Below are 25209 nucleotides of genomic sequence, written 5' to 3'. Positions count from 1 at the left end.
AAACTTAGGTGTTCCATCCGTCCAATTTAGACGACCATGCTTACGAAGCCAAACTAAAACCGTTGAACACCCCTGAATTCCGTAGTGGTCTTGTGCTTGTTTATATGTGAATTCGCCTTTTTCAACTTGGTCTACAACAGCCAATTTAAAAGCGAGGGAATAATCGCGTTGAGTTCTTTTGCTATTTGATTTCATTACACTCTCCAAATTAAGTTTGAAAAGTGTCAACGCTATTTAGGATGGGTCACTAGTAATAAAAAAGCCCTGTGAACAGGGCTTTTTCATGTATTAGGCTTCTTTTTTGAGGTCTCGACCAAGCAGGGCTAGGGCAGCCTCTTTAGGGGATTTTCCGTGATAAAGCACAGCATAAATCTGCTCACAAATAGGCATTTCTACGCCAACTTTCTTAGATAAAATGTGTACTTCTTCAGTATTGCGGTAACCCTCAACCACCTGTCCAATTTCTTCAATAGCAACATCGACACTCTTGCCTTGGCCTAAAGCCAGTCCAAAGCGACGATTGCGCGACTGATTGTCAGTACAGGTTAATACCAAATCGCCAAGACCCGCCATACCCATGAAGGTTTCTGGGTTTGCACCCAGCTTCACACCCAAACGAGTAAGCTCTGCTAAACCTCGGGTAATCAGCGCCGTTCGCGCATTTGCACCAAAGCCAAGACCATCGGCTAGACCCGCGCCAATAGCGATAACATTTTTAACCGCACCACCAAGCTGAACGCCAGTAAAGTCTGAGTTTTTATACACTCTAAAGGACTTTGCGCAATGAAGTTTTGCTGCAAACTCGTCACTCAACGTATCGTCAGTGGAAGACAGTGAAATCGCAGTAGGCAAACCTGCTACCATTTCTTTAGCAAAGGTAGGGCCTGATAACACGGCAAGGGGGTAGTCAGTACCCAATATTTCCTCTGCCACATCGCGAAGCAAGCGGCCAGTTTTTGGCTCAAGTCCTTTGGTCGCCCAAATAATGCGTTGGTGCGGTTTAAGCAATGGCTTTAAGCTTTGAAGCATCGCCGCAAATGCATGGCTAGGTACAACCACTAAAATGTCTTGGCTGGCAGCAACTACTTCTTCTAAGTTGGCATTAACTACCAAGGCATCTGGAAATGTAGCACCGGGAAGATAACGGGCATTCTCGCGGTTCGCCTCCATTTCAGCAATGTGCTTTTCGTCACGACCCCAAAGCAGTGTGGGGTTACCATTTCTGGCAAGACAAAAAGCAAGGGCGGTGCCGTAAGACCCCGCCCCCAGTACTGAAACCGACTCTGAAACCGAATTCGACTTCATGTTCACCTAATTAGGCATCCATTTTTGGTGCTTCGCCCTGCGCTTGCTGTGCACGTTTTTGCACGTAAGCTGCAAAGATAGCGTCGAAGTTTACAGGCGCTAGGTTAAGTGGAGGGAATGTACCACGGTTAACCAAGTTAGAAATAGTTTCACGCGCGTATGGGAAAAGCATGTTAGGGCAGAAAGAGCCTAGCGTGTGCGCTTTATTCTGGTCTGGCATTTCGCCAATAGCGAAAATACCTGCTTGTTGCACTTCACAAAGGAACGCTGTTTCTTCGCCAAGTGTCGCCGTCACGGTAACTGAAAGTACAACTTCAAATACATTCTCTTCTAGCTTGTTAGTGCTAGTGTCGATGTCTAGTTTGATTTCAGGCTTCCACTCTTTAGTGAAAATAGCTGGTGCGTTTGGAGACTCAAAAGAAATGTCTTTTGTGTAGATACGCTGAATATTGAATTGAGCACTCTGTTGCGCTTGCGCGCCCGCTGCTTCGCCGTTGTTTGTCTGATTTTCGTCAGCCATGGTATTTCCTATTTAATTGTCGTTTTAATTTAATGTAGTGCGTTGCTGTATGCGCTGACGCTTTACGCCAAACCCAACATTGGATTTAGTTTGCTTTGTGCTTCCAAAGCCATCATGTCGTCACAGCCACCAACGTGCTGATCGTCAATGAAAATTTGCGGAACAGTCCAGCCGCCGTTTGCGCGTTCAATCATCTCGTCGCGCAATTCAGGCTTAACATCTATTGGGTATTCAATAAATTCTACACCTTTTTGCGTTAGCAATGCTTTTGCTCGGTGGCAGTAAGGGCAGTGGCCCTTGGTGTAAAGTTCTACTTTGCTCATAAAGGTTACCTGTTATTTAGAAACGGGAAGGCTGGCACTTTGCCACGCGTTCATTCCGCCTTTTAATACACTCACATTCGCGAAGCCGTCTTTAAGCATCGCATTTGCTGTACCACGAGCCTGATTACCCATAGCGCATACTACGATAATGGGTTTGTCTTTACTGTTTTCAAGTTTCTTGAAGTTTTTCTCACGCAACTCTTCAGGTTTAATTTGTCTGGCACCCAAAATATGGCCAGCTTTAAACTCTTTCGCAGGGCGTGTATCTAGCACTATTGCATCGTCTTTGTTCATTAAAACTGTTGCTTCGTGCGTGCTTAATTCTTTTACTGAAGATGTCCATGCACTGATATAGCTAAATATCAACATGGCAATCAGCGCAACCCAAATACCAGCAAGAATAAAGTTGTTGCTAGCAAATTCAATTAGTTGATCCATTACCTCTAACCCTGTCTACAGACCATGAAAAGAGTGCAAAGTATATAGAAAAATGGGCGAGAAACCAGCCTACCTTTCAGTAAGATGGATGGCAGCCGTGGCGGGTTTGCGCTAAATACTTTAGATGATTGATATTACGGGTAAATTGCACTGGGCATATGGAGGAGCGTCAGATACACTGGAAAACGTTAATAGCAGTAATGATGAAATTCATTAATTCATCAATGGAAAATTGAGGTTTTAGGCGCACGTTATGTCAGCACGATTATTTCTTTCAGTCATTGGGTGCATAGTTGTTCTCGCAATTATGCCGATTGGAAGTAGTGCTATTGCACAGGAAGGCGGTGCGAATAGCCAAAAGGAAAAATTAGCTGAACTTCAAGCCGAATTGCGAGCACGACAACAGGTATTAGAAAATAGCCGAGCCAGCGCGCAAGAATTAGAGGGTGTGCTCAAAGCCTCTGAGCTTGAAATAGCAAAAGTAGCCAAGGCTTTATCTACCACCCGACAGGCGCTTAAAAACGTTGAGCAAGAACAAGCTAAGCTTGAAGCAGAGCAAGAAGGGCTTAAAACCGCTATTCGAAAACAACAATCCTTACTATCCAGCCAACTTAAAAGTGCGTTTATGGCGGGGCACTATGACTATGCAAAAATGCTGTTTTACCAAGACGATGCGCGTACCTTCGAGCGGGTAATTACCTATTACCAATACATAGCAAAAGCACGCCAAAAAGAAATTGAAAGCTTTAGAAGTAATGTTGCCAGACTTGAGGAAGTCAATGCAGAGCTTAGCGAAAAAGCCTTGTCACTTGCCGCTTTGAAAGATGAGCAAGAAGGCCAGCGAGCAGTACTTCTAACCCGTCAGGACGACCGCAAAGCAACGCTTAAGAAAATAAACAAAACCATAGCTTCTGAAAATCAGCGTATCGCGTCGCTACAGGCTGATGAAAAAGCACTGAAAGACGCTATTGAAGCTGCACGTATTGCAGCAGAACGTGCTGCTCGTGAAGCCGAAGTGAGCATGGATGGTCTTGCCAAACTAAAAGGTAAACTGGCGGCCCCTGTGAAGGGGAGAATACGAAATCTATTTGGTAGTCGCCGCCAAGGGCAAGTGTCTTGGAAGGGGATAGTAATAGATGGCGCTGAGGGCGACCCTGTAAACAGCATTGCGCCTGGAAAAGTGTTGTACGCCGATTGGTTGCGCGGTTTTGGTCTGGTCGCTATTGTCGACCATGGCGAAGGATACATGAGTGTTTATGGTCACAACCAGGCATTACTCAAGCAAGCTGGTGAAGATGTAAGGCAAGGTGAGCGCATTGCCCTTGTCGGACGAAGTGGTGGTCAGGAATACCCTAACCTTTACTTTGAAATTCGCCATAAAGGTAAGGCGCTAAATCCAAGCGCATGGCTCGACTAAACAGGTTTTTCTTAGATTTATAGAAACTAAGTTGAAACTGAATCAGTTGTTGGTATTCTAGAAAAAACACAGCATTGTGTAGTGTGCGCTTAATAATAATGATGAAAAACGGATGTGACTTAGATGCTTTTGCGTCTGCTAATGCCTTGTATAATCTTTGTTTTATGCGGGCTTATTAGCCCTCAAGTAAAAGCAAAGTCAGACATAATAATAATTTTAGATGACCTGGGATACAGGCCGTCCGATGTCGCTGCTTTTTCTCTTCCTAAAGAAATTACCTTTTCTATACTTCCGCAAACGCCGCTGGCTTCTGAAATTGCGCATCGCGCTGATAAAGAGGGCAGGGCGGTTATGCTGCATATGCCTATGCAAGCGCAAAGTGGGAAAAATATGGGGCCCCTTGGATTAACCACTGACATGTTTGCAGGTGCCATTACCCACAACCTGCGCAAAGCGATGAAAAGTGTTCCTAACGCTGTAGGTGTCAATAATCATATGGGCAGTGCGTTTACGGGGCAGCCTGAAGCTATGGAGGCCCTTTTAAAAGAGGTTAAACGGCAGGGGTTATTTTTTGTAGATAGCCGAACTACAGTGCTCACTAAAGGTGAAGAAATCGCAGAGCGACTAGGAGTGCCTAACGCTAGCCGACAGGTATTCCTAGATCACAAGCTAGAGCCCGCATTTTTGCTCAAGCAATTTAATCAAATGAAACGCATAGCTAAAAAGAATGGCCACGTAGTGGTTATTGGTCACCCTCATCCTGAAACCGTTGATTTCTTGAAAACCTATTTACCCTCACTTGAAAAAGAAGGTTTTACCCTTACCTCTGTCGCTGACTATTTTTCAGACGCGCCCAAAGTGGCAAAGCAGTTCGCGCAAGAACACAACCAGACTGCTGCGCTCACCAGTGTCGATACGAATCGTGGCAGTGTAGACATAAGAATAGAAGACAACGCAAAAGGTAGTGTGTTAATACATAGTTTTGCAGAAAAAGACACAACTGAACCCGCGGGCACAGCACCAAACGAATAGCGATTTAGCCTCATTATTCCCTTAGTTAGTTCATTTTCATCTCGATAATATCAAAATTTAATGTGGGAACATTTCGCATTTTCGTGAGTCTGTTATAATATAACGTCTCTGACGAATATTTTCGCGAATACATTTTTTGCACGGTGGTGATTAGGGTAATGACTCCAATTGACGAGAATCCAACAAAACTAGACAAACTTGGCATCTGGGTGTCGAGCTTGTGTGCGTTGCATTGCCTCGCGCTACCTGTTTTGGTGCCTTTGCTTCCGCTAATTGGATCAAGCTTTTTTGCACAGGTTTGGTTTGAAAGAACAATCCTAACCTTTTCTCTAATTGTTGGGGCAGTTGCCTTAGTGAGTGGTGCAATTCGCTATCATGGTAAGTACTACCCTCTGGCACTATTGTTCACCGGTGGAGCTATTTACTGGCATAAAGATATTTTTGGGCATGAATACGAACCCTTTACCATTGCCATAGGTGCAGCGCTTATCGTAGCAGGTCACTGGGTGAATATGCGTTTATGCAGGCAGTGCAAATGCTGCAAGAACTCAGTCTTTTCAGATCATCTCTCGACCGAATTCAAATAATTCTGAGAACACCATAAAAAAACGAGCCAGCGGCTCGTTTTTTTTACTGTGAGTGTGCATTACATGCGTGTTCTTCAGGCCTTATTCATTGAACGTTCAAGGTTTAGCTCGACAGCACATCAAGGGCCAGGTTAGGCACGTTAGTGAAAATGCCCGCTACTCCCCATTCTTTAAGCATAAGCATGTCTCTCGGCTCATCTACGGTATAAACGAACACGTCAAATCCGTCTTGCTGCGCAGTTTGAACAAACTGCTTATCAACGGCGTCTAATGCAATGTTTACAGAATAAGCGTTCAGAGCCCGTGCACTAGCCGTACAGTCAAGCTCGTAGCTTGCAGACAAGGCGCCGATTTTCACTTCCGGCCACTGATGTGTAATAGCGTTAAGCCAATGATGGTTAAATGAAGAGATAAGTAGCTTATCAATACTAATATTACTTTCCTTTACGGCCGCTTTTACGTTCTTTACCCAGCTGTCTACGTCGTGCAGGTGCTTTATCTCAATATTGCACCACTTATCTTTTGGCACACAATTCAGCGTTTCGGTCAGGGTCGGTATGCGCTCTCCATCACCTATGTTCATTTCTCTAAGGGATTGCCACGGTACGTCAAGTAAATAGCCGGGTTCCCGTGCTCTGCGAGAAAGGGTTCTATCGTGAAATACAATGATACCGCTGTCGTGCTGATAGGTATCAAACTCAATGCCGTCAGCGTTTTGCTCGAAAGCCAGCCTGAACGCTTTTATTGTATTTTCTGGGGCTGCTTTACTTGCACCTCGGTGGGCTAAAATTAGCATCGACATTTCATCCTCAATTATCTCAGCAAGCGTTAGTCGTCTTTTGTGTTGTGTAATTTATGCGTGTTGAGCGTTTCATAAACTGACGCTGAGGTAATAAGAATTCCACCTAACAACGCACTTAAACCGGGCTTTTCATTAAGCAGTATAATAGCAAGGAAAACACCGTAAAGCGGTTGCATACAGGCAATAAGCGAAAATGTTTTTGCCCTTAAATGACGTAGGCTTGCAGCAATTAGCGCATGAGGCAGCGCGGTAAATACGGTGCCTAAAAGCAATAGCATTAGCCAAGAACTAGAAGATGCAGACGCTATTTCTGCACTACCTACAGGCAGCATTAAGATGCTGATAACTAATGTTTGCCACGCCATGGCCTGCGCACCGCTGTAGTGCTTAAAGTGCTTGCGGTGAATAAGGTTTCTAAACGAATACAGGATGGCGGAGGCGATACCGATGAGAACGCCAAGGGTAATGTCATTTTCCAGCGATGTCTCAGGCACTATTAAATACACACCAACGACCACTGTAATGGTAGATACGATGTCCTGCCAAACTAATCTTACTCTTTCGAAGAAGGGCTCGATAAGCACCGTAATCACAGGAAAGGTAAAAAGCGCAATCATACCTACAGACACCCCGGCATACTGCATGGCGGCGAAGTAGGTGACCCAATGCAGCGCCATCAGCACGCCTAAGCCCAGGGCAACGCCGTAGTCTTTTTTGGAGTTCAGCTTGATTTTGTTTTTCGCCAATTTCAAAAAGGCAAATAGCGCTATACAGGCAAATACCGAACGAACAAGGGTGATATCACTGGCACTAAGTGGTACTAGCCGAGAGAAAAGGGCTGTACCACCAAGTAAAATTACCGTGAAATGAAGTGAGATCAGGCTTTTCTTAACAGCATCCATAAATTAGCTGTCAGCGCCCTCTGATTTTGTTTCACCCTTCTCATCGCCCGTTGTTTCATCCGCAACTGGGGTATCTTCAACAGAAGCTTGTGCGGTTGATTTAAGCGCCATAGGTTCGCCAAGACGGGTCACCATGCCAGGGGCCAAGTCTTCAAAATCAATCATGTCTTTTTCGAAACACACCACAATGGTCGAACCTAGCTTAAAGCGGCCTAGCTCGGCACCTTTTTCAAGGAAAACAGCTGCTTCGCTGTCTTTTTCATATGACCAGTGCTGAACATTTTTACCTGCAGGTGGAGTAACTGTGCCTGCCCAAACGGTCTCAATGCTTGCCACTATGGTAGCGCCCACAAGCACCATCGCCATTTTGCCTACAGGCGTGTCGAACAGTGCTACAACGCGTTCGTTACGTGCAAACAGCCCCGGTATATTTTGTGCTGTAAGCGGATTTACTGAAAACAGTTCGCCCGGCACATACAACATGTCAGTAAGCGTGCCCTCAATAGGCATATGAATTCTGTGATAGTCGCGAGGGGCAAGGTAAATGGTAGCGAACTTACCATTTTTAAATGGCGCAGCTACATCAGGCTTACCGCCTAATAATGTGGTCAAGCTAAAGTCATGGCCTTTTGCCTGAAAAATGCTGTCGCTATGAATATCTCCAAACTGGCTAACTGTTCCATCAACAGCATGGATAAGTACGTCATCGTTTGCATCAATGGTACGTGCTTCAGGTTTGAGTGGGCGGGTGAAGAACTTATTAAAGCTTCTATAGTGCTCTGGTTCCTCGTGCAACGCTTCTGACATATCAACGTTGTATTGCTTAATAAATGCCTTGATGAAAAAGGTGGTAACGCTACCCATTTCAGCTTCAGCAAGTTTGCCCACAAGGCGTGAAAGCAAATGCTTTGGTGTAACGTATTGTAAATTAACTTTAAGCCAATCTAACACAAAATATCTCCGTTTCTTTTATGCAAGCAATAACGCATTGCATAGATAGCGCTATTGTATAGTAAGTCGTGGTATTAAGAGCAACTTTAGGGTTATGAGTGCTTACACAAAAGCATAAGCATAGGGTTCACACTACAAGACTCATCACCGAATTAGCAGTAGCGATTTAGTATACGATTACCGTGTACTATTTTGCGGCTGTTACTACAGGTTAAAACCCTACCTTAAAGGCTAGGCACCGGGTGGCTGAGAGTGGCTAGGACGCTGCTCTTCCATCGTCGTTAAAATCCGATGGTAGCTATCGAAGCGTTCCGCGCTAATTTTCCCTTCCTCTACAGCTTCTCTTAGTAGGCAGCCGGGGTCATTTAAGTGCTTACAGTCTCTGAATTTGCAGCCGCCCAAATAATCTCTGAACTCGATAAAACCCCATGTGATTCGCTCGGTAGGAATGTGCCACAAGCCAAATTCACGTACCCCGGGAGAATCAATTAAATCGCCGCCGGCTGGCAGGTGAAGCAATTTTGCCGCCGTCGTTGTGTGCTGACCAAGCCCCGAGTTATCTGAAATATCGCCGGTTAATTCATCGGCGTCTGGCAGAACTTGGTTAATAAGGCTCGATTTGCCAACGCCGGACTGACCTACGAAAACGCTGATATTATCATTAAGGTATTCATTGAGTTTGCTAATGCCTTCACCGGTTTTACAACTCGTAAATAGCACTTCGTAGCCTAAATTTTCGTACGTTTTAAGCTGCTCTGTAACAGTTGTGCGCTCCTCTTCACTGAGTAGCTCTACTTTATTAAGAACGATAAGCGGCGTGATACCAATGTCTTCACAGGCAACGAGGTAACGGTCGATAATATTCAGTGAAAGGGTGGGTAAAATAGCGCTAACCACTATAATACGGTCGATATTCGAGGCAATGGGCTTAATGCCGTCGTAATAATCTGGACGAGTAAGGACAGAATGTCGGTCTTTGACAATTTCGATAACCCCACTTACACCCGACTCGGCCTCGTCTCCTTTACTGAAAAACACTTTGTCACCGCATACCACAGAGTCTACCGTGCGACGAATATGACAGCGAGATACTACGCCACTGGCATCTTCAACATCGGCATGTTTACCAAAGCGACCAATCACAGTGCCACTTTCTAGCGTGCTTTCATCTAAGTTCGCCGCGCCTTTTGAGGCGTGCTTTTCACGCAAGCGTTTGCTTCTGTTAGCTGCAACTTGTCGTTTCTGTCGTTGTGTAAGTTTTGGTTTTTTCGCCACGATTCTTTTCTAGTTTCACGTATACTATGGTCAATAATACCGTTTGTAGGGCATGGTTGCCATGTCTGTAGCGCAAAGAGGAAAGTAATGAGTAAACACGACAGTAACCTTGTTTGGATAGACATGGAAATGACAGGGTTAGATCCTGAAACCTGTGTAGTAATGGAAATTGCGACCATTGTTACCGATGCACAACTTAACATATTGGCTGAAGGCCCCGTAATAGCGGTACATCAAAGTGATGACGTGCTAAACAATATGGACGAGTGGTGTACACGAGTTCACGGAGAAAGTGGGCTAACCGCGCGTTGCCGAGAAAGTAAGATAAGCGTAGAAGAAGCATCGGCGCAGACCATTGCCTTTTTAGAGCAATGGGTAGATGCAGGCAAGTCACCGCTGTGTGGAAACACCATTGGGCAAGACAGACGCTTCATGGTTAAGTACATGCCCGAGCTTGAAGCTTACTTCCACTATAGAAATATTGACGTAAGTACAATAAAAGAGCTGACGCGCCGCTGGAAGCCTGAAATTTTAGATGGTTTCGAAAAGAAAGGCGTACACCTGGCGTTAGATGATATTCGCGAGTCTATTGAAGAAATGCGTTATTATCGTGAGAAAGTGTTTACGATTTAAGCATTCAAACATTGAGGTGCAAAAAAAGTAGAATTAAAGGTTGCGTTACCCCAAAATTTTTGTAAAATGCGCACCACTTCAAACGAAGTACCTCTTTTGTTGCGGGAATAGCTCAGTTGGTAGAGCACGACCTTGCCAAGGTCGGGGTCGCGAGTTCGAATCTCGTTTCCCGCTCCAAATTTTAATCTAGGTCTCTAGATTGCCTATAAGATGCACAGCATCGACTCTATGCGGGAATAGCTCAGTTGGTAGAGCACGACCTTGCCAAGGTCGGGGTCGCGAGTTCGAATCTCGTTTCCCGCTCCAAATTTTCAAACATCACCAAAACCTAAACATTTGCAGATGTATTGATGCGCCCCCTTGATGGGCCCGCGACCGAGTGTCGGCCATCGCTTCACAAAGCACTCAAATTAGTTTTTGCTACAAACCATAACCTCTTATTTCACTGAAAAGCACCATGCATACTTGCTCAAGAATAGGCAAGTCGTCAGCTCTGAAAAACGGTTTAAGACCTACTAAATTAAATACATAAGGTGACCTAATTAACTGCGTATTCTTAAATTTATACGAAAGTAAAAATTTGCGTGCGCTTATTGCTTCAACGCCGATTCTGTCTGTCTTTACGCACCGTTGTGAATCCTTATTCATGACTCTTTGCACCTTCCTAGTGCGGTGCCGCCTTGATTTCAACCTAGTTCTCAATAAATCTACATTTTACGAGCGCTTTTGCACATTAAATGTGCATTCGAAAGCCGTTAGTTAAGTCTTTTTGAATATTAAATAGATTTTAGTGGGTAAATATGCATAATGCGCCGTTTTTTAGCGGTAGTTTCACTGTTTACTTGCTTTTTGATAGGCACACCATTTGCAAAATGCATTATGTAAAACGCAAATTGTAAACATATAAAAATAACCATCGCTTTTAGACTCCTCGAAAGTGCCGTAAAGAGCATTCTGGAACGAAAAAGTAATACTTGGAGAAACACACATGGCTTTTGGTTCATCAAAGCAAAACAATATTTCTGCACTAGCAATTGCAGTAGCATCTGCACTTACTGTTAGTGCATCTGCGGTTCAGGCTCAGGAAGAAGCCGCTGTTGAAGAGAAGGATGTCGAAAAGGTAGTTGTAACCGGTTCTCGCGTTGCTCAAGACTCCTCCCTGGAAGCAGCGAGCCCTGTTCTTGCCATTAATGCTGGTGATATCAAAACATCTGGTCAAATAGATTTAGGTGCCATGCTGCGTGAATCGCCTCAACTACAGGCGTCACTGCCGGGGTCTTTTTCTGCATTTAATGGAACCCCACTAGGAGCAAGCTTACTGGACTTACGTAATCTAGGTAGTGAGCGAACCTTAGTTATGGAAAACGGTCGACGACATGTTTCAGGTATTGAGGGTACGGGCTCTGTTGATGTAAATACCATCTCTACTGCTTTACTTAGAAACGTGGAAGTCCTCACTGGTGGTGCCTCAGCTGTTTACGGCGCTGATGCGGTAACTGGTGTTGTCAACTTTAATATGAGAAACGGAGCCTCGTTCGACGGGCTAGAGCTTCGCACTCAAACAGGTGTGACTGACGATGGTGACGCAAATGAATTCTTTTTATCATTGGCCAACGGCTTTTCTACAGAAAAAGGTGATTTAGTATTCGCGGTTGAATACCAAGAAACCAGCCCAGTGTATGCTAGAGATAGAGACTTCGCAGGCTCTGGTCTATATACACAAGTAGCCAATACAGAGGCTACTCAGAGTGCATTTGGTATTGATTCACGCTTCAAGAATACTTGGGTGCGAGATTACAGACTTCCAATTTCAAGTGACAGAGGTGTAATTTCATTAACTGGCAGTGCGTTTGGAGATGTCGCTGGATCTGGCGGCGTGCTAGGTTGCGGCACTATCGGAACGTCCATGTTTCCAACGTGTCAGGTAGTGGGTGAAGACGGCACCTTACGTGCCTACAATCCCGGCGATGTTTATGCTGGACCTTTCGATGCGAGTGGTGGTGATGGTGTACCGGGTAGTCCAGACGCAGAACTTATCCTTCCAGAGTCTAAAAGAGTATTAGTACAGGCAGTGTCGAATTACGAACTAAATGAGTTCGTAAATTTCTTTGTAGATGCCAAATTCGTATTTAGCTCGACTAAAGAAACTAATCAGGTGAATGGTTTCAATGATGATATTCCAATCTCACTAGACAATCCGTATATTCCTGCAGCTCTACTGTCTCAAATTAATGAATTACAAGCAGAAGGTGAATCACCAAGCTTGGTAATGTCCCGCGATGTTCTTGATATAAACGCTAATTCAAACCCAGAAGCGGAACGTAAAACGTATCGTATTGTTACAGGCTTCGATGGTTATATCCCTAACACCGCTCTAGAGTACGAGGTTTTCTATAACTACGGTCGAACTGATGCCGACATTACTTCGAACTTGCGCATAGAAGACAGATACTTCGCTGCTATTGACGCTGTAACAGATCCAGCAACTGGCAATGTTGTTTGTCGCTCTGACCTAGACAGTTCTGCGCTTCCTCCTACGTCGCCGTTTCCATCTGCGAATGCGAATTTTGGATTCTTAACTTTCCAGCCTGGTGATGGTTCTTGTGTACCAGTGAATTTGTTTGGAAAAGATTCAATCAGCGCTGAAGCGGCTAACTTTATATTCCAACCTGGCACTGAGCAGAACGATATAACGCAAGAGAATTTCTTAGCAGTAGTATCGGGCGACTCTTCTGATTTATTCGAGCTTCCGGCAGGCCCTGTTATGTTTGCTCTTGGTTACGAATGGAGAAAAGAGTCAAGTACCTATACGCCAGATCCATATTCCGCAGCAGGCTTAACCTTTGGAACATTAGACTCTCGCAACGGCCCAACCAATCCTTCTGACGGTGAGTACGATGTTTCAGAATACTTTGTAGAAGCAACTATACCTTTACTAGAAGGTGTCGATTTCGCTGAGCGATTAGAGCTGCGTACTGCATACAGAAGCTCAGACTACGACCCATATGGTACGCATGACGCTTGGACGATAGGAACAGTATGGTCACCTGTTGATACATTTAGTATTCGAACGACCTTCTCTGAAGCGGTGCGGGTTCCCAACATTAATGAAGCCTTCGCACCTACATTTGCGGCTTCACTTGGTGCAGGAGATGACCCTTGTAACCAAAACTTAATTAGTGCGGGCTCTGAGTTCAGGGAGGCGAACTGTATTGCACTGATTGGCGACGCGGTAGCTGATGGCACTTATGATTCTACTAACTTCCTGTCAGCGTTTGTTTCTGGTTCAACGGGCGGTAACCCAGACCTTGATCCTGAAGAAGCAGAAACCATCACGATTGGTACAGTGTGGAGACCAGATACAGAGCTCGACGGTATGCTGGAAGGTTTAGTAGTGACACTAGACTACTATAATATTGAAATTGATGGCCTGATTGATAGCCTTACTGGTTTTGACATTGCATCTAACTGCGTAGACGCGCCAACAATCAACAACCAATTTTGTGACGCAATTGACCGTGATGCTACAAATGGATTTATCACAGATTTTCGTTCAGGGTTTATCAACCTTGCAGCGGTAGAGACATCTGGTATTGATTTCCGCGTAGATTATGGCTTTGAGTTGGCTAAATTAGTCGACACAGACGGAAGAATTGAATTCACTATCAACGGAACAAACTTCCTCAAAAATGATGAAGTAAGGGATGTGAGTGCACCTGACGAAGTCACTGATGTTCTTGGAACGTTTGGGCGACCAGAGTGGATCGTAAACATGAGTGCAGACTATATAATTGGTGAACTCGTTGTTGGGTGGAGAGGACGCTACGAAGGAAGCCAGCTACTTCCAGGGCTAGAAAACCAGGATATCGAGAGTGATCCTGATTTTATCAGTCAAACTCACACTGGCTCTGCATTGGTGCATGATTTTTCTGTTTCATACACTTTTGAAGATAGCCTAGAAGTATATGGTGGTATCAATAATGCGTTTGAGGAAGATCCTTACCTTGGCACATTGTCGAGACCGGCAGGGCCTAGAGGACGCTTCTTCTACCTAGGCGTAAATTACACAATGTAACGTCTAAACAGATATCAAAAAGCAGCTTTTTAGCTGCTTTTTTTATATCTCTAAATAGGAATTTATTTGCATCACTACTTCGTTGGGATTATGTTAATGTAACTTCCTCTGGTCTAACCAGTGGCACAGGTTTAATAATCACTCGAAAGATAAAAAGCTCCCAACTATCGGCGTGAACAACTATGTCAAAGAACTACGTACTTAATACATATAACAAATTCTTGAAACTGCCCTTTGGCAAAAAGCTATTTAGCTGGTACTCAGCGCGCAGGGCGCCATATTTTTCAACCGTTTCGCCTCTAATTACAGACATTAAACCAAACTACTGTGAAGTGCTTATTAATAAGAGCAAAGCGGTAGAAAATCATATTGGAACGGTTCACGTTATTGCTATTTGCAATGGTCTGGAAATGGCTATGGGTTTTATGTGTGAAGCGTCAATACCGAAAAACCTTAGGTGGATCCCAAAGGGGATGGAAGTAAAGTACCCAGCAAAAGCAGATTCAGACATTCGCTGTGTAGCAGAGGTGCCCGCTGATGCATGGAAACCTGGCGACTTACCCATATCTGTAAAGGCCTATAACGCCGAAGGTACCGTGGTGGTCGACGGAACCATTACGGTTTGGGTCAGTGAAAAGCGCTGATATCTCACATATAATAAAAGGCCGCGCTTGCGGCCTTTTTTATGCTCTTTTTAATCATTCAATATTAAGTTTTTACTACAGCTAAGTTTCTGTTTGACAGGAAATCAAAACCCAACTAAGAATAACGTTGAAAGCGATTAAGGCGCTATATCGGTAGTCTATTTCATTCAACAGTTGGTGTTGCAATATTGTCTGTGTTCACAACACAGGTATTAGCGGTGGAAGAGGTTAAGATGTCTGTAATCACAAAAGAGCAAGTCACAAGAAAACCCTTTATTGATAAGAAAAACTATCCCTACGGCTTTGCCCGTTCAGGAGACTTCTCAATTAACGAGAGTAAACTTCTTCAGGCACACGGCAGCTTGTTCGCGGCTTTGGTCGATGGGAAAATCACACCAGAAAATGATGAAGAGCAAGCCTATCTGGAGTCGGCCCTTGGTCATCGCGACCCCGCCACCCCTCAAGAAAAAGCATGGTTGAAATACCAAGCCAGAATCAATCGCCCAAAAACAGCCAGTATTTATGGCTCTAAACGTCCCGCAGCAGAAGATGTTGACGATGACGAAGATATGAGCGATAACAGTGACCTTGATCTCGATCTCGACGATTAAGCCTATGCCTTCACGCATCCTTATCGTGTGAAGGCGCATGTCTCTGGCTGACCACATTAAGTGCTCACGCTGTTAAATTTGTGTAAATAAATATCCTATTTTCTGTCAATTATATACTCATATCGAAATATTTATCCTAATTATTGCGAATATAGGGATATATATCTCACTTTTACGCATTTTGGTGTTTTATCTTCCTATTACCTTAGATATAGTCGGGGCATCGTCAACGTACGCTGACAAACCCCCCAACCCATTACAGGAGAAAGCACTGTGAAAATGATGTCGGGCGCAGCCATGGTGGTTGAAGCGCTAAAAGATGTAGGAGTGACACACGTGTTCGGTTACCCAGGTGGTGCCGTATTAGACATTTATGATGCGTTATTTGCGCAAGATGATGTCAAACACGTCCTCGTACGTCATGAACAGGCAGCCGCCCACATGGCGGATGGTTATGCACGTTCAACTGGCAAAACCGGCACAGTGCTCGTCACATCAGGTCCAGGCGCTACTAATACTATTACAGGTATTGCTACTGCATATATGGACTCTATTCCGATGGTTATTTTATCGGGACAGGTGCCGTCGAAGCATATTGGTGAAGACGCATTCCAAGAAACAGACATGGTGGGGTGTTCACGCCCTATTGTTAAGCACAGTTTCTTGGTAAAGCGCGCGGTTGATATCCCAGAAGCGATTGCTAAAGCTTATTATATTGCCAACACAGGCCGTCCTGGCCCGGTGGTAGTAGATTTGCCAAAAGACATCGTGAACGTTGCTGAAGAGCACCCCTACGTGTTCCCAACTGACGTAACTATGCGTTCTTACAACCCAACTGAAAAAGGCCATCCTAAGCAGGTTAAAAAAGCAGTTGAGTCGCTACTTAAAGCAGAACGTCCCGTACTGTATGTAGGTGGCGGGGCAGTAGCTTGCGATGCGTCAGCCAAGGTTATTGAGTTAGCTGAGAAGCTAAATGCACCGGTAACTTGTACGCTAATGGGCCTTGGCGCTATGCCAGGTACACACAAGCAATTTATCGGCATGCTAGGTATGCACGGTACGCTTGAAGCGAACAAAACCATGCATAATGCCGACTGCATCATTGCACTAGGTGCACGTTTTGATGACCGTGTTACTAATAACGTAGATAAGTTCTGCCCTCATGCAGATATTATCCACGTTGATATCGACCCTGCATCGATTTCTAAAACCGTAAATGCGCATATTCCTGTGGTAGGTTCGGTAGATAAAGTGCTTGATCAAATTTTAAGTCAGGTAAATAAGAAAGACCTATCGGGTCAAAGCGAAAAGCTGGCCGATTGGTGGCAACAAATTGAAACCTGGCGTTCTCGCCAGTGCTTAAATTACGCACAAGGCGAAGAAGTCATTAAGCCACAGCGCGTTATCGAAGCCTTGTACAAACATACAGACGGCAAAGCCTATGTGAGTTCTGACGTAGGTCAGCACCAAATGTTTGCTGCGCTTTATTACCCTTATGATAAACCGCGCCAGTGGATTAATTCAGGTGGTCTTGGCACCATGGGCTTTGGTTTACCGGCTGCAATGGGCGTGCAGTTCGCACACCCTGGCGCAACTTCTGTGGTAGTAACGGGTGACGGTAGTATTCAGATGAATATTCAAGAGCTATCTACTTGTTTGCAGTACAACCTGCCTATAAAGATTATCTCATTGAATAACCGTGCCCTAGGTATGGTTCGTCAGTGGCAGGATATGATCTACAAAGGCCGTCATTCACATTCGTATATGGATTCAATGCCTGACTTTGTTAAGTTGGCAGAAGCCTACGGACATGTGGGTATTAAAGTAGACAAGCTCGACGAGCTAGACGCAGCAATGGAGAAATGTTTCAGCTACACAGATCGCTTAGTGTTTATGGACATAGCAGTAGACCAAAATGAACACGTATATCCAATGCAAATTAAGTTTGGCGCAATGGATGACATGCGCTTAAGCAAGACGGAGCGAACCTGATGAAACGTATTATCTCTGTATTAATGGAAAACGCCCCGGGCGCACTATCTCGTATCGTTGGTGTATTCTCACAACGCGGTTACAACGTCGACTCTCTGTGTGTGGCACCAACTGACGACGCGAGCCTTTCGCGTCTAACGATTATCACGCACGGTGACGACAAAGTCATAGAGCAAATTACTAAGCAAGTGAATAAGCTTATTGATGTGCTTAAAGTAGTAGACTTGACCGAAGGCGCGCATATTGAACGTGAACTAATGCTTATTAAGGTGGCCACTCGAACCGAGTCAGTTCGAGCAGAAGTGAAGCGTAACGCCGATATTTTCCGTGCTCGTATTGTGGATGTGAACGTAAATAACTACACCATTGAGATCACGGGTACGACCGATAAATTAGATGCATTTGCTACAACAATGGGGCAATGTGCAGAAATTATTGAGTCATCTCGTACGGGTGTTTGTGGGCTTGCTCGAGGCGATAGAGCACTTCGTCCATAAGTATCGTCCACTGCTTCACGTTAAAAAGGCTGTCCTATGACAGCCTTTTTTAGTGGTGTTTACGAGAGCTAGGTGTCTCGCCCATAATAGGCTTCTACGCGCAAGGCAATGCCGTAAGAGGTTTTGAAGTCTTCCTCACGTAGCCATAAAACGAAAGGCTCTACTTCAAAAAATAGCCAATCTCGCAGCATGTTGTTACGCCACCTAAAACCTGTATACACTTCTTCCACACGGTAGTTAGGTTGACTCAATCCTTCTACCATAAAATGAGGAATAACAGCGTTATGTTGGTCTACAGAAAAGAGGTGGTGAACTTCGTGGCGCCACAACCAATCGTTGGTGTCATCGCGAAAGTAAAAGCGGTTATTTTGCCGAACTAGGTGTTTCTTACTGATTTCATATTGAAACGCCAAGCCAGCTTCTGCGCCCAATCGGTCACGAGTGTAATAATAGAGCTCTGCATCGTACAACATGGCCCATTGATCAGAAAAAGCGAGAGCATCTCGATATCTCGTCATTGCATAGAGTTGGTCACGACGACCAGCACCAATCCTAAATGAGTAGTGAGAATCCTGTTCAGGACGAAACCGCAGGGCGATGGTGGTTCTATCTCTGGTATTGCTCCCCGAGTCGCGTGCAGCACGAATAGTATTATTTTGGGTTTCATCTTCGTTGTCGCTTAATAATAAGTCGACGCGTTCCTTTAACGCAGGCAGCCTGACTCGCACGCGAAAACGCAAATCTGTGTCGGAAAGCATGCCGCTTCTCGGCTCCCAAGCCAATTGAATACGACCCTCGGCGCGCGCTTGTTTCTGTCCTTGTGTCTGCGTTTCCTCTTCGTCTTCAAATAAGCCGTCAAGCTGCTTTACCGTAAAATCCATGGTGTCAGTAAAGCTTCGCTGCCAAATATCAAACCATTGCGCGTTAGGCGCTGAAGACGCAGAGGCGTTAGTATTTTCTTCGGTTGATTCTGTGTGAGCTGTAAGGGGAGGGGCTGGCCGCGCAATATCGCTATAGGTCGTGCCTACGCTGGTCGCATTTGCGGGGGAATTCACCGTACCGACCGCTGAGCCAGGTGTAACTGGGGCTGTAAGCAATAAATGGCAATAGACCACAGTAAGGCATAGCATTGCTCACTAACTCCTTGTAAAAATTAGCATAGTTGAATGTTTTGACCATTCACACTTCGGATATACAGAGCATGGATTGTCAAAACCAAAACGTCAATCTTTATTCATTCTGGTAAATATTCAGGTGAAAGCATCAGCAGGCAATGGCATACTGTGGCAATCGATGTAAGGGAGATTATTTTTATGGGTGGTATTAGTATTTGGCAGTTGCTGATCATACTGGTTATCGTAGTGCTTTTATTTGGTACAAAGCGACTTAAAGGTATAGGTACTGATTTAGGCGGTGCAATTAAAGGCTTCAAGAAAGCAGTCAGCGAAGAAGATAAAGACGCAGACTTTGAACAAAAGAAGCAAGTTGAAGAAAAGTCAGCAGCAGAGCCTGTTTCAACAAAGACGCAGAGCGACGTTAAAGAAAAATCCTAATGTTCGATATCGGCTTTTGGGAGCTATTGGTTATTGGAGTACTGGCACTTCTCATTTTAGGGCCAGAGAGACTGCCAGGTGCCATGCGCTCAACTATCAATACAATTCGTAGTGTGCGTAATGTAGCAACGGGCTTTAAGCAAGAAGTTGAGCATCAGTTGCGCGTACACGAATTGCACGAAAATTTAAAAAAAGCAGAGCAGCAAGGGCTTAAAGATCTTTCACCTGAACTTGAACAAAGCGTCGATGAGCTCAAAAAAGCTGCAGAGTCGGTTCAAGAACCTTATAAAAAGCAATAGATGTCTGACGCTAACAACCTAATTTCTCATTTAATTGAATTACGTAGTCGTATTCTCAAAGCCCTTTTGAGTGTACTGATCGTTTTTATTTGTCTGGCTGCGTTCGCGCAAGACCTATACAAGCTATTGGCGATGCCGCTGCTTGAAGCCTTGCCTGAAAACGCAAGCATGATCGCAACTGATGTTGCTTCTCCATTTTTTGCACCTTTTAAGCTTACGCTAGTACTTTCGTTTTTCATTGCGATACCTTACGTGCTTTACCAAGTGTGGGGTTTCGTTGCTCCAGGCCTTTATCGAAATGAAAAGCGTTTGGTTGCACCTTTATTATTTTCTAGCACCTTGCTGTTTTATGCGGGCATGGCGTTTGCCTATTTCGTTGTTTTTCCAATAGCATTTGCGTTTTTTACAAGTGTTGCGCCAGAAGGTGTGACGGTAAGTACAGATATATCAAGCTATTTGAACTTCGTATTGAAACTGTTTTTCGCATTTGGGGTCTCATTCGAGATACCAATAGCCATTATTTTAATGTGCTGGACAGGGGTAACTGATGCTAAGTCGCTGCGAGCCAAGCGCCCGTATGTGGTTGTTGGTGCTTTCGTGGTTGGCATGTTATTAACACCACCAGATGTTATCTCTCAGACATTATTAGCTATTCCAATGTGGTTACTGTTTGAAGTAGGGGTTATTGTTGGCGGCTTTTATGCAGGTAAAACGCCGAAAGACGACGCTTCTTCTCAAACAACGGATAACACATAGAAGTTAAAAAAAGAAAGGAATAAAAATGAAAACTCGACTGATATCTCTTGCCACTTTGTTGTGTGCTTTTGGGGCGTTTAACGCGCACGCTGAAACTGTGGCTGATGCTATGGAAAAATGTCGCAACACTGACAATAGCCTTAAGCGCTTAATTTGTTACGACAATATCGCAAAGTCTTTAAACCAGTACGAAGGCGCTAATGCACAAGTTAGCCAGCTACAAGCTTATAGAACTGAAGCCGCTCCAAAGCCAATGCCTCAAGCTCAAGCAACTATACCTCCTGTTGCAAATAAACCCGCTGAAGTACAAAAGCCGGAAAATGACTTTGGCTTAGAGCATAGACGTGATTTATCAGCCGAAGCTTCTGAAATTTCACTTACCATTGCATCGTTTAAAGACTCCTTACGAGGCAAAAAGATCATTACTTTCAGCGATGGCTCAGTTTGGCAACAGAGCGATAGCACATACTTGAAAATTGAAGAAGGTCAGCAAGTATCGATTGAACGAGGCCTTTTGGGTTCGTTTTACTTAAGCGTTGAAGGTATCAACAAGCGCATGAAAGTAAAACGCGTAAAATAAATGCCTTGGTTTGATGCTGGCGTCAATTTGCTTGATAAGCGATTTGACGCCGACGAAGTTATACAACGTGCACAAGAAGCAGGGGTAGAAAAGCTCTGCATTATTACCACGCATCCTAATGAGTGGGACGATGCATTGGCGCTTTACGAAAAGTATCCTGAGCAGTGCTGTTACACTATAGGCGTACATCCTCATAACGCAAAAGACGTCACGGCAAGTGATTACGAGCGGCTGCGAGAGCTCGCACAACGAGAAGGATGTGTGGCCATAGGTGAGTGTGGCTTGGACTTCAACCGTAACTTTTCACCTCAGCCTGATCAGTTGGCGGTGTTCGAAGCTCAGCTAGAAATAGCCGCAAGTTTAAACTTACCCGTTTATCTGCATGAAAGAGATGCCTTTGAGGAACAAGTCGCGCTGTTAAGAAAGTATATGCCGCGCATAAAAGGTGGCATTGCACACTGTTTTACAGGTACTGCTGAACAAGTACAGCAATATCTTGCCCTTGGTTTGTACATTGGAATTACGGGTTGGGTGTGCGATGAGAAGCGAGGTGAAGCACTGCGCGATGCAGTAAAATTTGTTCCTTTAAACCGACTAATTTTGGAAACCGATGCCCCTTATTTGTTTCCTAAAACCCTTCGGCCTAGAAAGCGCAATAACGAACCTGCTTTCCTGCCTCATATCGCTAATCAATTAGGCGAATATCTGCAAGTTGAGACTGATAAATTGCGTATTAGCAGTTATGCTAATTCCTGTGAGTTGTTTTCTCTCAGCTAAACATAGGTTTATATGCAGACAAATCTGAAAGCGATGCGCAAGTATGATGCGGGTCTTATTCTTATTACAGTAGTGGCAGTTGTCACTTTTGTATCTGTGCTGCTAAACCTATCACCAACCACCAGTACATCTGAACGATATTCTCAGCTAACTTATCTTACCGAAGATAACATCGAAACCCTCGATTTCAATCGAGTTACGCAAATACCACCTAGCGATTGGACGCCAATATCTTCACCAATCAACTTGGGTATGAATACAGACGTACATTGGTTTTCTATGGTAATAGCACCAACCCAGAGTACTGAAAGTCGATTTTTATTACACATCGATTATCCACTGCTAGATAATTTGGACGTTGCGGTATATAGCCATATTGGAAGCTCTCCCATTGTTACTTATTCAAGTGGAGATGGTGAGCACTTCGACAACCGGCCTATTTCACATGTTAAGCCACTCTTTCCCTTGCCGGTAAGTTCACATTCGCAGCGGGTTATTATTCGAGTAAAAACATCGGGCAGCGTTCGACTTCCCATACGCATATGGGAAGAAACCGAGTTTATCGCCTATACCTCTAGCCGCAACCTCGCGCTAGGAATATTTTTCGGTATTCTGGTAGCAATGGGCGTGAGTAACGCGTTTTTAACGGTTACCACAAGCAACGTTTCATTTTTATATTATTCCGGCTATGTAATTAGTTTGGCACTGATTTTGGCCACGTTGCACGGTTATGGTTTCTCTTATTTGTGGCCCGGTAGCACCTGGTTTCAGGGTAAATCAATTATAGTCTTTGCCAATGCCACTATCATGTTTGCGGCCATGTTTACGCGCAGCCTGTTGCCTATTAAAGCCCATAGCGAGAAGCTGGATAAAGTTGCGCAGGCCATTAGCTGGGTGTGTGGGTTAAGTATAATTCTTGGCCTCATCTTGCCTTATTCTTTTATGATCAAAGCATTTCTGTTGCTGCTAAGCCTCATCGTCATTTTTGTTCTTGGCTTAGGTATTTGGTTAACGCTGAAGGGCGTGGTTGTCGCGCGCTACTTTACCATTGCTTGGGGTTTTCTATTAATTAGTGGGCTAAGTGCAAGTTTAGATAACGTGAATATCATTCAGTTACCCATTTCATCCAATAATTTACTTATTATTGGGGGAGCGGTCGAAACACTAATCTTGGCGCTTGTTCTTGCAATTAACTACAGCCATAGTCGCGACGACCTTATTGAGGCACAGCAGTTTGCCCTTGAACAGGAAAAACACGCTAATACTGCCAAAGAGAATTTGCTTGAAGTTCAAAAGCGTTATCAAGATGACTTAGAGTACAAAGTGCAAGAACGCACGTTAGAGCTAGAAATTACGTTGCGCGAATTGTCTGAAGTAAATCAAGAACTGGAAAGGTTAAATGCAATAGATCCGCTTACGGGAGCGCACAACCGTCGACATTTCGATAAGCGTCTGCGCTCTGAAGGGCGTCGCAGTAGACGTGAGCAGACACCGTTATCTCTCATTATTGTTGATGTTGATCACTTCAAGCAAATCAATGACCAATACGGTCATGATGGTGGTGACGCGTGCTTAATTCACGTTACACGCGTCTTTCAAAAGCACATCCATCGTCCTACAGACGACTTGTGTCGCATAGGTGGTGAAGAGTTTGCCATTATATTGCCTAATACTGACCTAGAAGGCGCTTTCCACGTTGCCGAAAATATGCGAGATAGCCTTGAGTTGAGCCCACTTGATTACGAGGGAGAAACCATTAAGCTAACCGCAAGTGCGGGTGTTTCTACAACGATCATTACTGACGAAGAACATGCGCAAAACCTATTTAAGTTTGCTGACGAGTGCCTTTATGAAGCGAAGGCCGCAGGTCGCAATACAGTAATACATAAATATTTACAGGAAAAACTATGACATCTTCACCTTTCCCTCATAGACGAATGCGCCGTTTACGCGCCAAAGATGCTTTAAGAGGGCTTGTGGCAGAACACCGTTTAACGACTGACGATCTCATTTATCCTGTATTTGTACTACCTGGCGAAAATGCACGTGAGGCTGTGCCTTCCATGCCTGGTGTAGAAAGACTTTCTATCGATTTACTTGTGCAGGAGACTGCGAAGTGGGTTGAATTAGGTATTAAAACGATTGCGCTTTTCCCGGTCACGCCAATGTCGCTTAAAACTGAATGTGCAAGCGAAGCATTTAACCCTGAAGGACTTGCTCAGAAAGCAATGAGAGCCTTAAAGCAGGCGTTTCCTGAAGTAATGCTGATGTCTGACATTGCATTAGACCCTTTTACCTCTCACGGACAAGACGGCCTTCTTGATGAGAGCGGCTATGTAATGAACGATGAAACGGTAGAGGTACTGATTAAGCAAGCGCTATCGCATGCCGAAGCGGGAGCCGATATTGTTGCGCCTTCAGATATGATGGACGGTCGCATAGGAAGTATTCGTAAGGCGCTTGAAGAAGCCGGTCATATTAATACGTGCATTATGGCTTATTCAGCAAAGTACGCGTCTGCGTATTACGGCCCGTTTCGCGATGCAGTCGGTTCGGCCGCAAATATAAAAGGCGGTAACAAGAAAACCTATCAAATGGACCCCGCAAATACCGACGAAGCACTTCACGAAATTGCACTAGATATCGAAGAAGGCGCTGACATGGTAATGGTTAAGCCGGGTATGCCATATTTAGATGTGGTGCGACGCTGCAAAGACGAGTTCAAAGTGCCAACATTTGCATACCAAGTGAGTGGCGAATACGCCATGCATAAAGCGGCTTTTGCCAATGGCTGGTTGAACGAAGAAGCGGTAATTCTAGAGTCGCTGTTAGCGTTTAAACGCGCTGGCGCCGACGGCATTCTCACCTATTTCGCCCCGCAGGCTGCGGCGCTATTAGCTAAGCAGAGCGGTAATTAACCTGATAGCTGGGTGATAATACTGCTTATATGCGAACAAAAAAGCCGTGCAATGCACGGCTTTTTTTTTCGTAAATGACCCATCCTAAATAGCGTTGACACTTTTCAAACTTAATTTGGAGAGTGTAATGAAATCAAATAGCAAAAGAACTCAACGCGATTATTCCCTCGCTTTTAAATTGGCTGTTGTAGACCAAGTTGAAAAAGGCGAATTCACATATAAACAAGCACAAGACCACTACGGAATTCAGGGGTGTTCAACGGTTTTAGTTTGGCTTCGTAAGCATGGTCGTCTAAATTGGACGGATGGAACACCTAAGTTT

General features: G+C 44.6%; 25 protein-coding genes, 2 tRNA genes and 2 pseudogenes. 19 read left to right on the top strand and 10 right to left on the bottom strand.

The genetic code is table 11. From position 1 onward, the window contains the following. The 5 genes and pseudogenes from BGK61_RS18950 to BGK61_RS18930 all read right to left on the bottom strand — a co-directional run. Positions 1-195 (bottom strand): annotated as a pseudogene (locus tag BGK61_RS18950) (IS3 family transposase); the annotation flags it as partial. 93 nt (positions 196-288) lie between these two features. Beyond that, positions 289-1305: an NAD(P)H-dependent glycerol-3-phosphate dehydrogenase gene (gene gpsA, locus BGK61_RS18945; RefSeq protein WP_014997140.1), complete on the bottom strand. Its 1017-nt coding sequence runs from the start codon at positions 1303-1305 to the stop codon at positions 289-291. Positions 1306-1315: 10 nt separating this feature from the next. Continuing rightward, on the bottom strand, positions 1316-1825 hold the full coding sequence (gene secB / locus BGK61_RS18940; RefSeq protein ID WP_014948068.1) for a protein-export chaperone SecB: 510 nt from the start codon (positions 1823-1825) through the stop codon (positions 1316-1318). Between the two features lie 62 nt (positions 1826-1887). Continuing rightward, positions 1888-2148, bottom strand: a complete 261-nt coding sequence (gene grxC / locus BGK61_RS18935; protein WP_014948069.1) for a glutaredoxin 3 — start codon at positions 2146-2148, stop codon at positions 1888-1890. A gap of 12 nt (positions 2149-2160) precedes the next feature. Next, a complete protein-coding gene (locus BGK61_RS18930; protein ID WP_014948070.1) occupies positions 2161-2586 on the bottom strand; it encodes a rhodanese-like domain-containing protein in 426 nt (141 codons plus the stop codon). 253 nt (positions 2587-2839) lie between these two features. On the opposite strand from BGK61_RS18930, the gene BGK61_RS18925 reads away from it, so the two are divergent. The 3 genes from BGK61_RS18925 to BGK61_RS18915 all read left to right on the top strand — a co-directional run bounded on the left by BGK61_RS18925 (position 2840) and on the right by BGK61_RS18915 (position 5622). Next, positions 2840-4003, top strand: coding sequence for a murein hydrolase activator EnvC family protein (locus BGK61_RS18925; RefSeq protein WP_076012021.1), 1164 nt, complete (start codon positions 2840-2842; stop codon positions 4001-4003). 123 nt (positions 4004-4126) lie between these two features. Further along, positions 4127-5035, top strand: coding sequence for a divergent polysaccharide deacetylase family protein (locus BGK61_RS18920; protein WP_076012020.1), 909 nt, complete (start codon positions 4127-4129; stop codon positions 5033-5035). Between the two features lie 158 nt (positions 5036-5193). Continuing rightward, positions 5194-5622: a MerC domain-containing protein gene (locus BGK61_RS18915; RefSeq protein WP_014997143.1), complete on the top strand. Its 429-nt coding sequence runs from the start codon at positions 5194-5196 to the stop codon at positions 5620-5622. Between the two features lie 103 nt (positions 5623-5725). On the opposite strand, the gene BGK61_RS18910 is transcribed toward BGK61_RS18915, so the two are convergent. The 4 genes from BGK61_RS18910 to rsgA all read right to left on the bottom strand — a co-directional run bounded on the left by BGK61_RS18910 (position 5726) and on the right by rsgA (position 9552). Next, positions 5726-6418, bottom strand: a complete 693-nt coding sequence (locus tag BGK61_RS18910) for a glycerophosphodiester phosphodiesterase (RefSeq protein WP_076012019.1) — start codon at positions 6416-6418, stop codon at positions 5726-5728. 32 nt (positions 6419-6450) lie between these two features. Next, positions 6451-7326, bottom strand: coding sequence for a DMT family transporter (locus tag BGK61_RS18905; protein WP_076012018.1), 876 nt, complete (start codon positions 7324-7326; stop codon positions 6451-6453). Between the two features lie 3 nt (positions 7327-7329). After that, complete coding sequence (gene asd / locus BGK61_RS18900) at positions 7330-8277, bottom strand: archaetidylserine decarboxylase (protein ID WP_076012017.1); 948 nt, start codon at positions 8275-8277, stop codon at positions 7330-7332. A 231-nt stretch (positions 8278-8508) separates the two neighbouring features. Next, positions 8509-9552 (bottom strand): small ribosomal subunit biogenesis GTPase RsgA, encoded by a 1044-nt coding sequence (rsgA, locus tag BGK61_RS18895; RefSeq protein ID WP_076012016.1) that lies wholly within the window; start codon positions 9550-9552, stop codon positions 8509-8511. 87 nt (positions 9553-9639) lie between these two features. Between rsgA and orn the strand changes: the two genes are divergently transcribed. The 8 genes from orn (at position 9640) to ilvN (ending at position 18004) form a co-directional block, all read left to right on the top strand. Then, entirely contained in the window at positions 9640-10185 is a 546-nt protein-coding gene (orn, locus tag BGK61_RS18890; RefSeq protein WP_014948078.1) for an oligoribonuclease, read from the top strand. 101 nt (positions 10186-10286) lie between these two features. Continuing rightward, a tRNA-Gly gene (locus BGK61_RS18885) sits at positions 10287-10362 on the top strand. Positions 10363-10415: 53 nt separating this feature from the next. After that, positions 10416-10491, top strand: a tRNA-Gly gene (locus BGK61_RS18880). Positions 10492-11173: 682 nt separating this feature from the next. Then, positions 11174-14260, top strand: a complete 3087-nt coding sequence (locus tag BGK61_RS18870) for a TonB-dependent receptor domain-containing protein (protein WP_076012014.1) — start codon at positions 11174-11176, stop codon at positions 14258-14260. Between the two features lie 182 nt (positions 14261-14442). After that, positions 14443-14904, top strand: coding sequence for a hotdog fold domain-containing protein (locus BGK61_RS18865; RefSeq protein ID WP_076012013.1), 462 nt, complete (start codon positions 14443-14445; stop codon positions 14902-14904). A gap of 233 nt (positions 14905-15137) precedes the next feature. Continuing rightward, positions 15138-15515 (top strand): MaoP family protein, encoded by a 378-nt coding sequence (locus tag BGK61_RS18860; protein WP_044556901.1) that lies wholly within the window; start codon positions 15138-15140, stop codon positions 15513-15515. 273 nt (positions 15516-15788) lie between these two features. Further along, positions 15789-17507 carry an acetolactate synthase 3 large subunit gene (locus tag BGK61_RS18855; RefSeq protein WP_014997154.1) on the top strand — a complete coding sequence of 573 codons (1719 nt, stop codon included), beginning with the start codon at positions 15789-15791 and terminating at the stop codon, positions 17505-17507. Then, positions 17507-18004: an acetolactate synthase small subunit gene (ilvN, locus tag BGK61_RS18850; RefSeq protein ID WP_014997155.1), complete on the top strand. Its 498-nt coding sequence runs from the start codon at positions 17507-17509 to the stop codon at positions 18002-18004. Before BGK61_RS18855 ends, ilvN begins: the two co-directional genes overlap by 1 nt. Positions 18005-18072: 68 nt before the next feature. On the opposite strand, the gene BGK61_RS18845 is transcribed toward ilvN, so the two are convergent. Continuing rightward, complete coding sequence (locus BGK61_RS18845; RefSeq protein ID WP_076012012.1) at positions 18073-19134, bottom strand: hypothetical protein; 1062 nt, start codon at positions 19132-19134, stop codon at positions 18073-18075. 177 nt (positions 19135-19311) lie between these two features. On the opposite strand from BGK61_RS18845, the gene tatA reads away from it, so the two are divergent. From tatA to BGK61_RS18805, 8 genes and pseudogenes are all read left to right on the top strand, one after another. Next, the gene (tatA, locus tag BGK61_RS18840) at positions 19312-19557 is read left to right on the top strand and encodes a Sec-independent protein translocase subunit TatA (protein ID WP_232298316.1); all 246 of its coding nucleotides are present in this window, start codon (positions 19312-19314) and stop codon (positions 19555-19557) included. After that, a complete protein-coding gene (gene tatB, locus BGK61_RS18835; RefSeq protein ID WP_014948087.1) occupies positions 19557-19856 on the top strand; it encodes a Sec-independent protein translocase protein TatB in 300 nt (99 codons plus the stop codon). Before tatA ends, tatB begins: the two co-directional genes overlap by 1 nt. Beyond that, positions 19857-20612: a twin-arginine translocase subunit TatC gene (gene tatC, locus BGK61_RS18830; protein WP_014997158.1), complete on the top strand. Its 756-nt coding sequence runs from the start codon at positions 19857-19859 to the stop codon at positions 20610-20612. 25 nt (positions 20613-20637) lie between these two features. Further along, the gene (locus tag BGK61_RS18825) at positions 20638-21192 is read left to right on the top strand and encodes a hypothetical protein (RefSeq protein WP_014997159.1); all 555 of its coding nucleotides are present in this window, start codon (positions 20638-20640) and stop codon (positions 21190-21192) included. Further along, positions 21193-21969 (top strand): TatD family hydrolase, encoded by a 777-nt coding sequence (locus tag BGK61_RS18820; RefSeq protein WP_076012011.1) that lies wholly within the window; start codon positions 21193-21195, stop codon positions 21967-21969. It abuts the gene before it with no gap. 12 nt (positions 21970-21981) lie between these two features. Continuing rightward, complete coding sequence (locus BGK61_RS18815) at positions 21982-23880, top strand: sensor domain-containing diguanylate cyclase (RefSeq protein ID WP_076012010.1); 1899 nt, start codon at positions 21982-21984, stop codon at positions 23878-23880. Further along, positions 23877-24887 carry a porphobilinogen synthase gene (gene hemB, locus BGK61_RS18810; RefSeq protein ID WP_076012009.1) on the top strand — a complete coding sequence of 337 codons (1011 nt, stop codon included), beginning with the start codon at positions 23877-23879 and terminating at the stop codon, positions 24885-24887. Before BGK61_RS18815 ends, hemB begins: the two co-directional genes overlap by 4 nt. Positions 24888-25014: 127 nt before the next feature. After that, positions 25015-25209, top strand: a pseudogene (locus BGK61_RS18805) (IS3 family transposase); the annotation flags it as partial.

This window comes from Alteromonas abrolhosensis (genome assembly GCF_001953635.1).
Taxonomy (GTDB): Bacteria; Pseudomonadota; Gammaproteobacteria; order Enterobacterales; family Alteromonadaceae; genus Alteromonas; species Alteromonas abrolhosensis.
Note: the sequence above shows the minus strand (reverse complement) of the source record. Positions and strands in the feature narration are given on the sequence as shown.

What these genes read in the sequence shown, in the direction of transcription:
- gpsA (WP_014997140.1), bottom strand. Translation starts at nt 1,305, where the DNA reads ATGAAGTCGAATTCGGTTTCAGAGTCGGTTTCAGTACTGGGGGCGGGG.
- secB (WP_014948068.1), bottom strand. Translation starts at nt 1,825, where the DNA reads ATGGCTGACGAAAATCAGACAAACAACGGCGAAGCAGCGGGCGCGCAA.
- grxC (WP_014948069.1), bottom strand. Translation starts at nt 2,148, where the DNA reads ATGAGCAAAGTAGAACTTTACACCAAGGGCCACTGCCCTTACTGCCAC.
- BGK61_RS18930 (WP_014948070.1), bottom strand. Translation starts at nt 2,586, where the DNA reads ATGGATCAACTAATTGAATTTGCTAGCAACAACTTTATTCTTGCTGGT.
- BGK61_RS18925 (WP_076012021.1), top strand. Translation starts at nt 2,840, where the DNA reads ATGTCAGCACGATTATTTCTTTCAGTCATTGGGTGCATAGTTGTTCTC.
- BGK61_RS18920 (WP_076012020.1), top strand. Translation starts at nt 4,127, where the DNA reads ATGCTTTTGCGTCTGCTAATGCCTTGTATAATCTTTGTTTTATGCGGG.
- BGK61_RS18915 (WP_014997143.1), top strand. Translation starts at nt 5,194, where the DNA reads ATGACTCCAATTGACGAGAATCCAACAAAACTAGACAAACTTGGCATC.
- BGK61_RS18910 (WP_076012019.1), bottom strand. Translation starts at nt 6,418, where the DNA reads ATGCTAATTTTAGCCCACCGAGGTGCAAGTAAAGCAGCCCCAGAAAAT.
- BGK61_RS18905 (WP_076012018.1), bottom strand. Translation starts at nt 7,326, where the DNA reads ATGGATGCTGTTAAGAAAAGCCTGATCTCACTTCATTTCACGGTAATT.
- orn (WP_014948078.1), top strand. Translation starts at nt 9,640, where the DNA reads ATGAGTAAACACGACAGTAACCTTGTTTGGATAGACATGGAAATGACA.
- BGK61_RS18870 (WP_076012014.1), top strand. Translation starts at nt 11,174, where the DNA reads ATGGCTTTTGGTTCATCAAAGCAAAACAATATTTCTGCACTAGCAATT.
- BGK61_RS18865 (WP_076012013.1), top strand. Translation starts at nt 14,443, where the DNA reads ATGTCAAAGAACTACGTACTTAATACATATAACAAATTCTTGAAACTG.
- BGK61_RS18860 (WP_044556901.1), top strand. Translation starts at nt 15,138, where the DNA reads ATGTCTGTAATCACAAAAGAGCAAGTCACAAGAAAACCCTTTATTGAT.
- ilvN (WP_014997155.1), top strand. Translation starts at nt 17,507, where the DNA reads ATGAAACGTATTATCTCTGTATTAATGGAAAACGCCCCGGGCGCACTA.
- BGK61_RS18845 (WP_076012012.1), bottom strand. Translation starts at nt 19,134, where the DNA reads ATGCTATGCCTTACTGTGGTCTATTGCCATTTATTGCTTACAGCCCCA.
- tatB (WP_014948087.1), top strand. Translation starts at nt 19,557, where the DNA reads ATGTTCGATATCGGCTTTTGGGAGCTATTGGTTATTGGAGTACTGGCA.
- tatC (WP_014997158.1), top strand. Translation starts at nt 19,857, where the DNA reads ATGTCTGACGCTAACAACCTAATTTCTCATTTAATTGAATTACGTAGT.
- BGK61_RS18825 (WP_014997159.1), top strand. Translation starts at nt 20,638, where the DNA reads ATGAAAACTCGACTGATATCTCTTGCCACTTTGTTGTGTGCTTTTGGG.
- BGK61_RS18820 (WP_076012011.1), top strand. Translation starts at nt 21,193, where the DNA reads ATGCCTTGGTTTGATGCTGGCGTCAATTTGCTTGATAAGCGATTTGAC.
- BGK61_RS18815 (WP_076012010.1), top strand. Translation starts at nt 21,982, where the DNA reads ATGCAGACAAATCTGAAAGCGATGCGCAAGTATGATGCGGGTCTTATT.
- hemB (WP_076012009.1), top strand. Translation starts at nt 23,877, where the DNA reads ATGACATCTTCACCTTTCCCTCATAGACGAATGCGCCGTTTACGCGCC.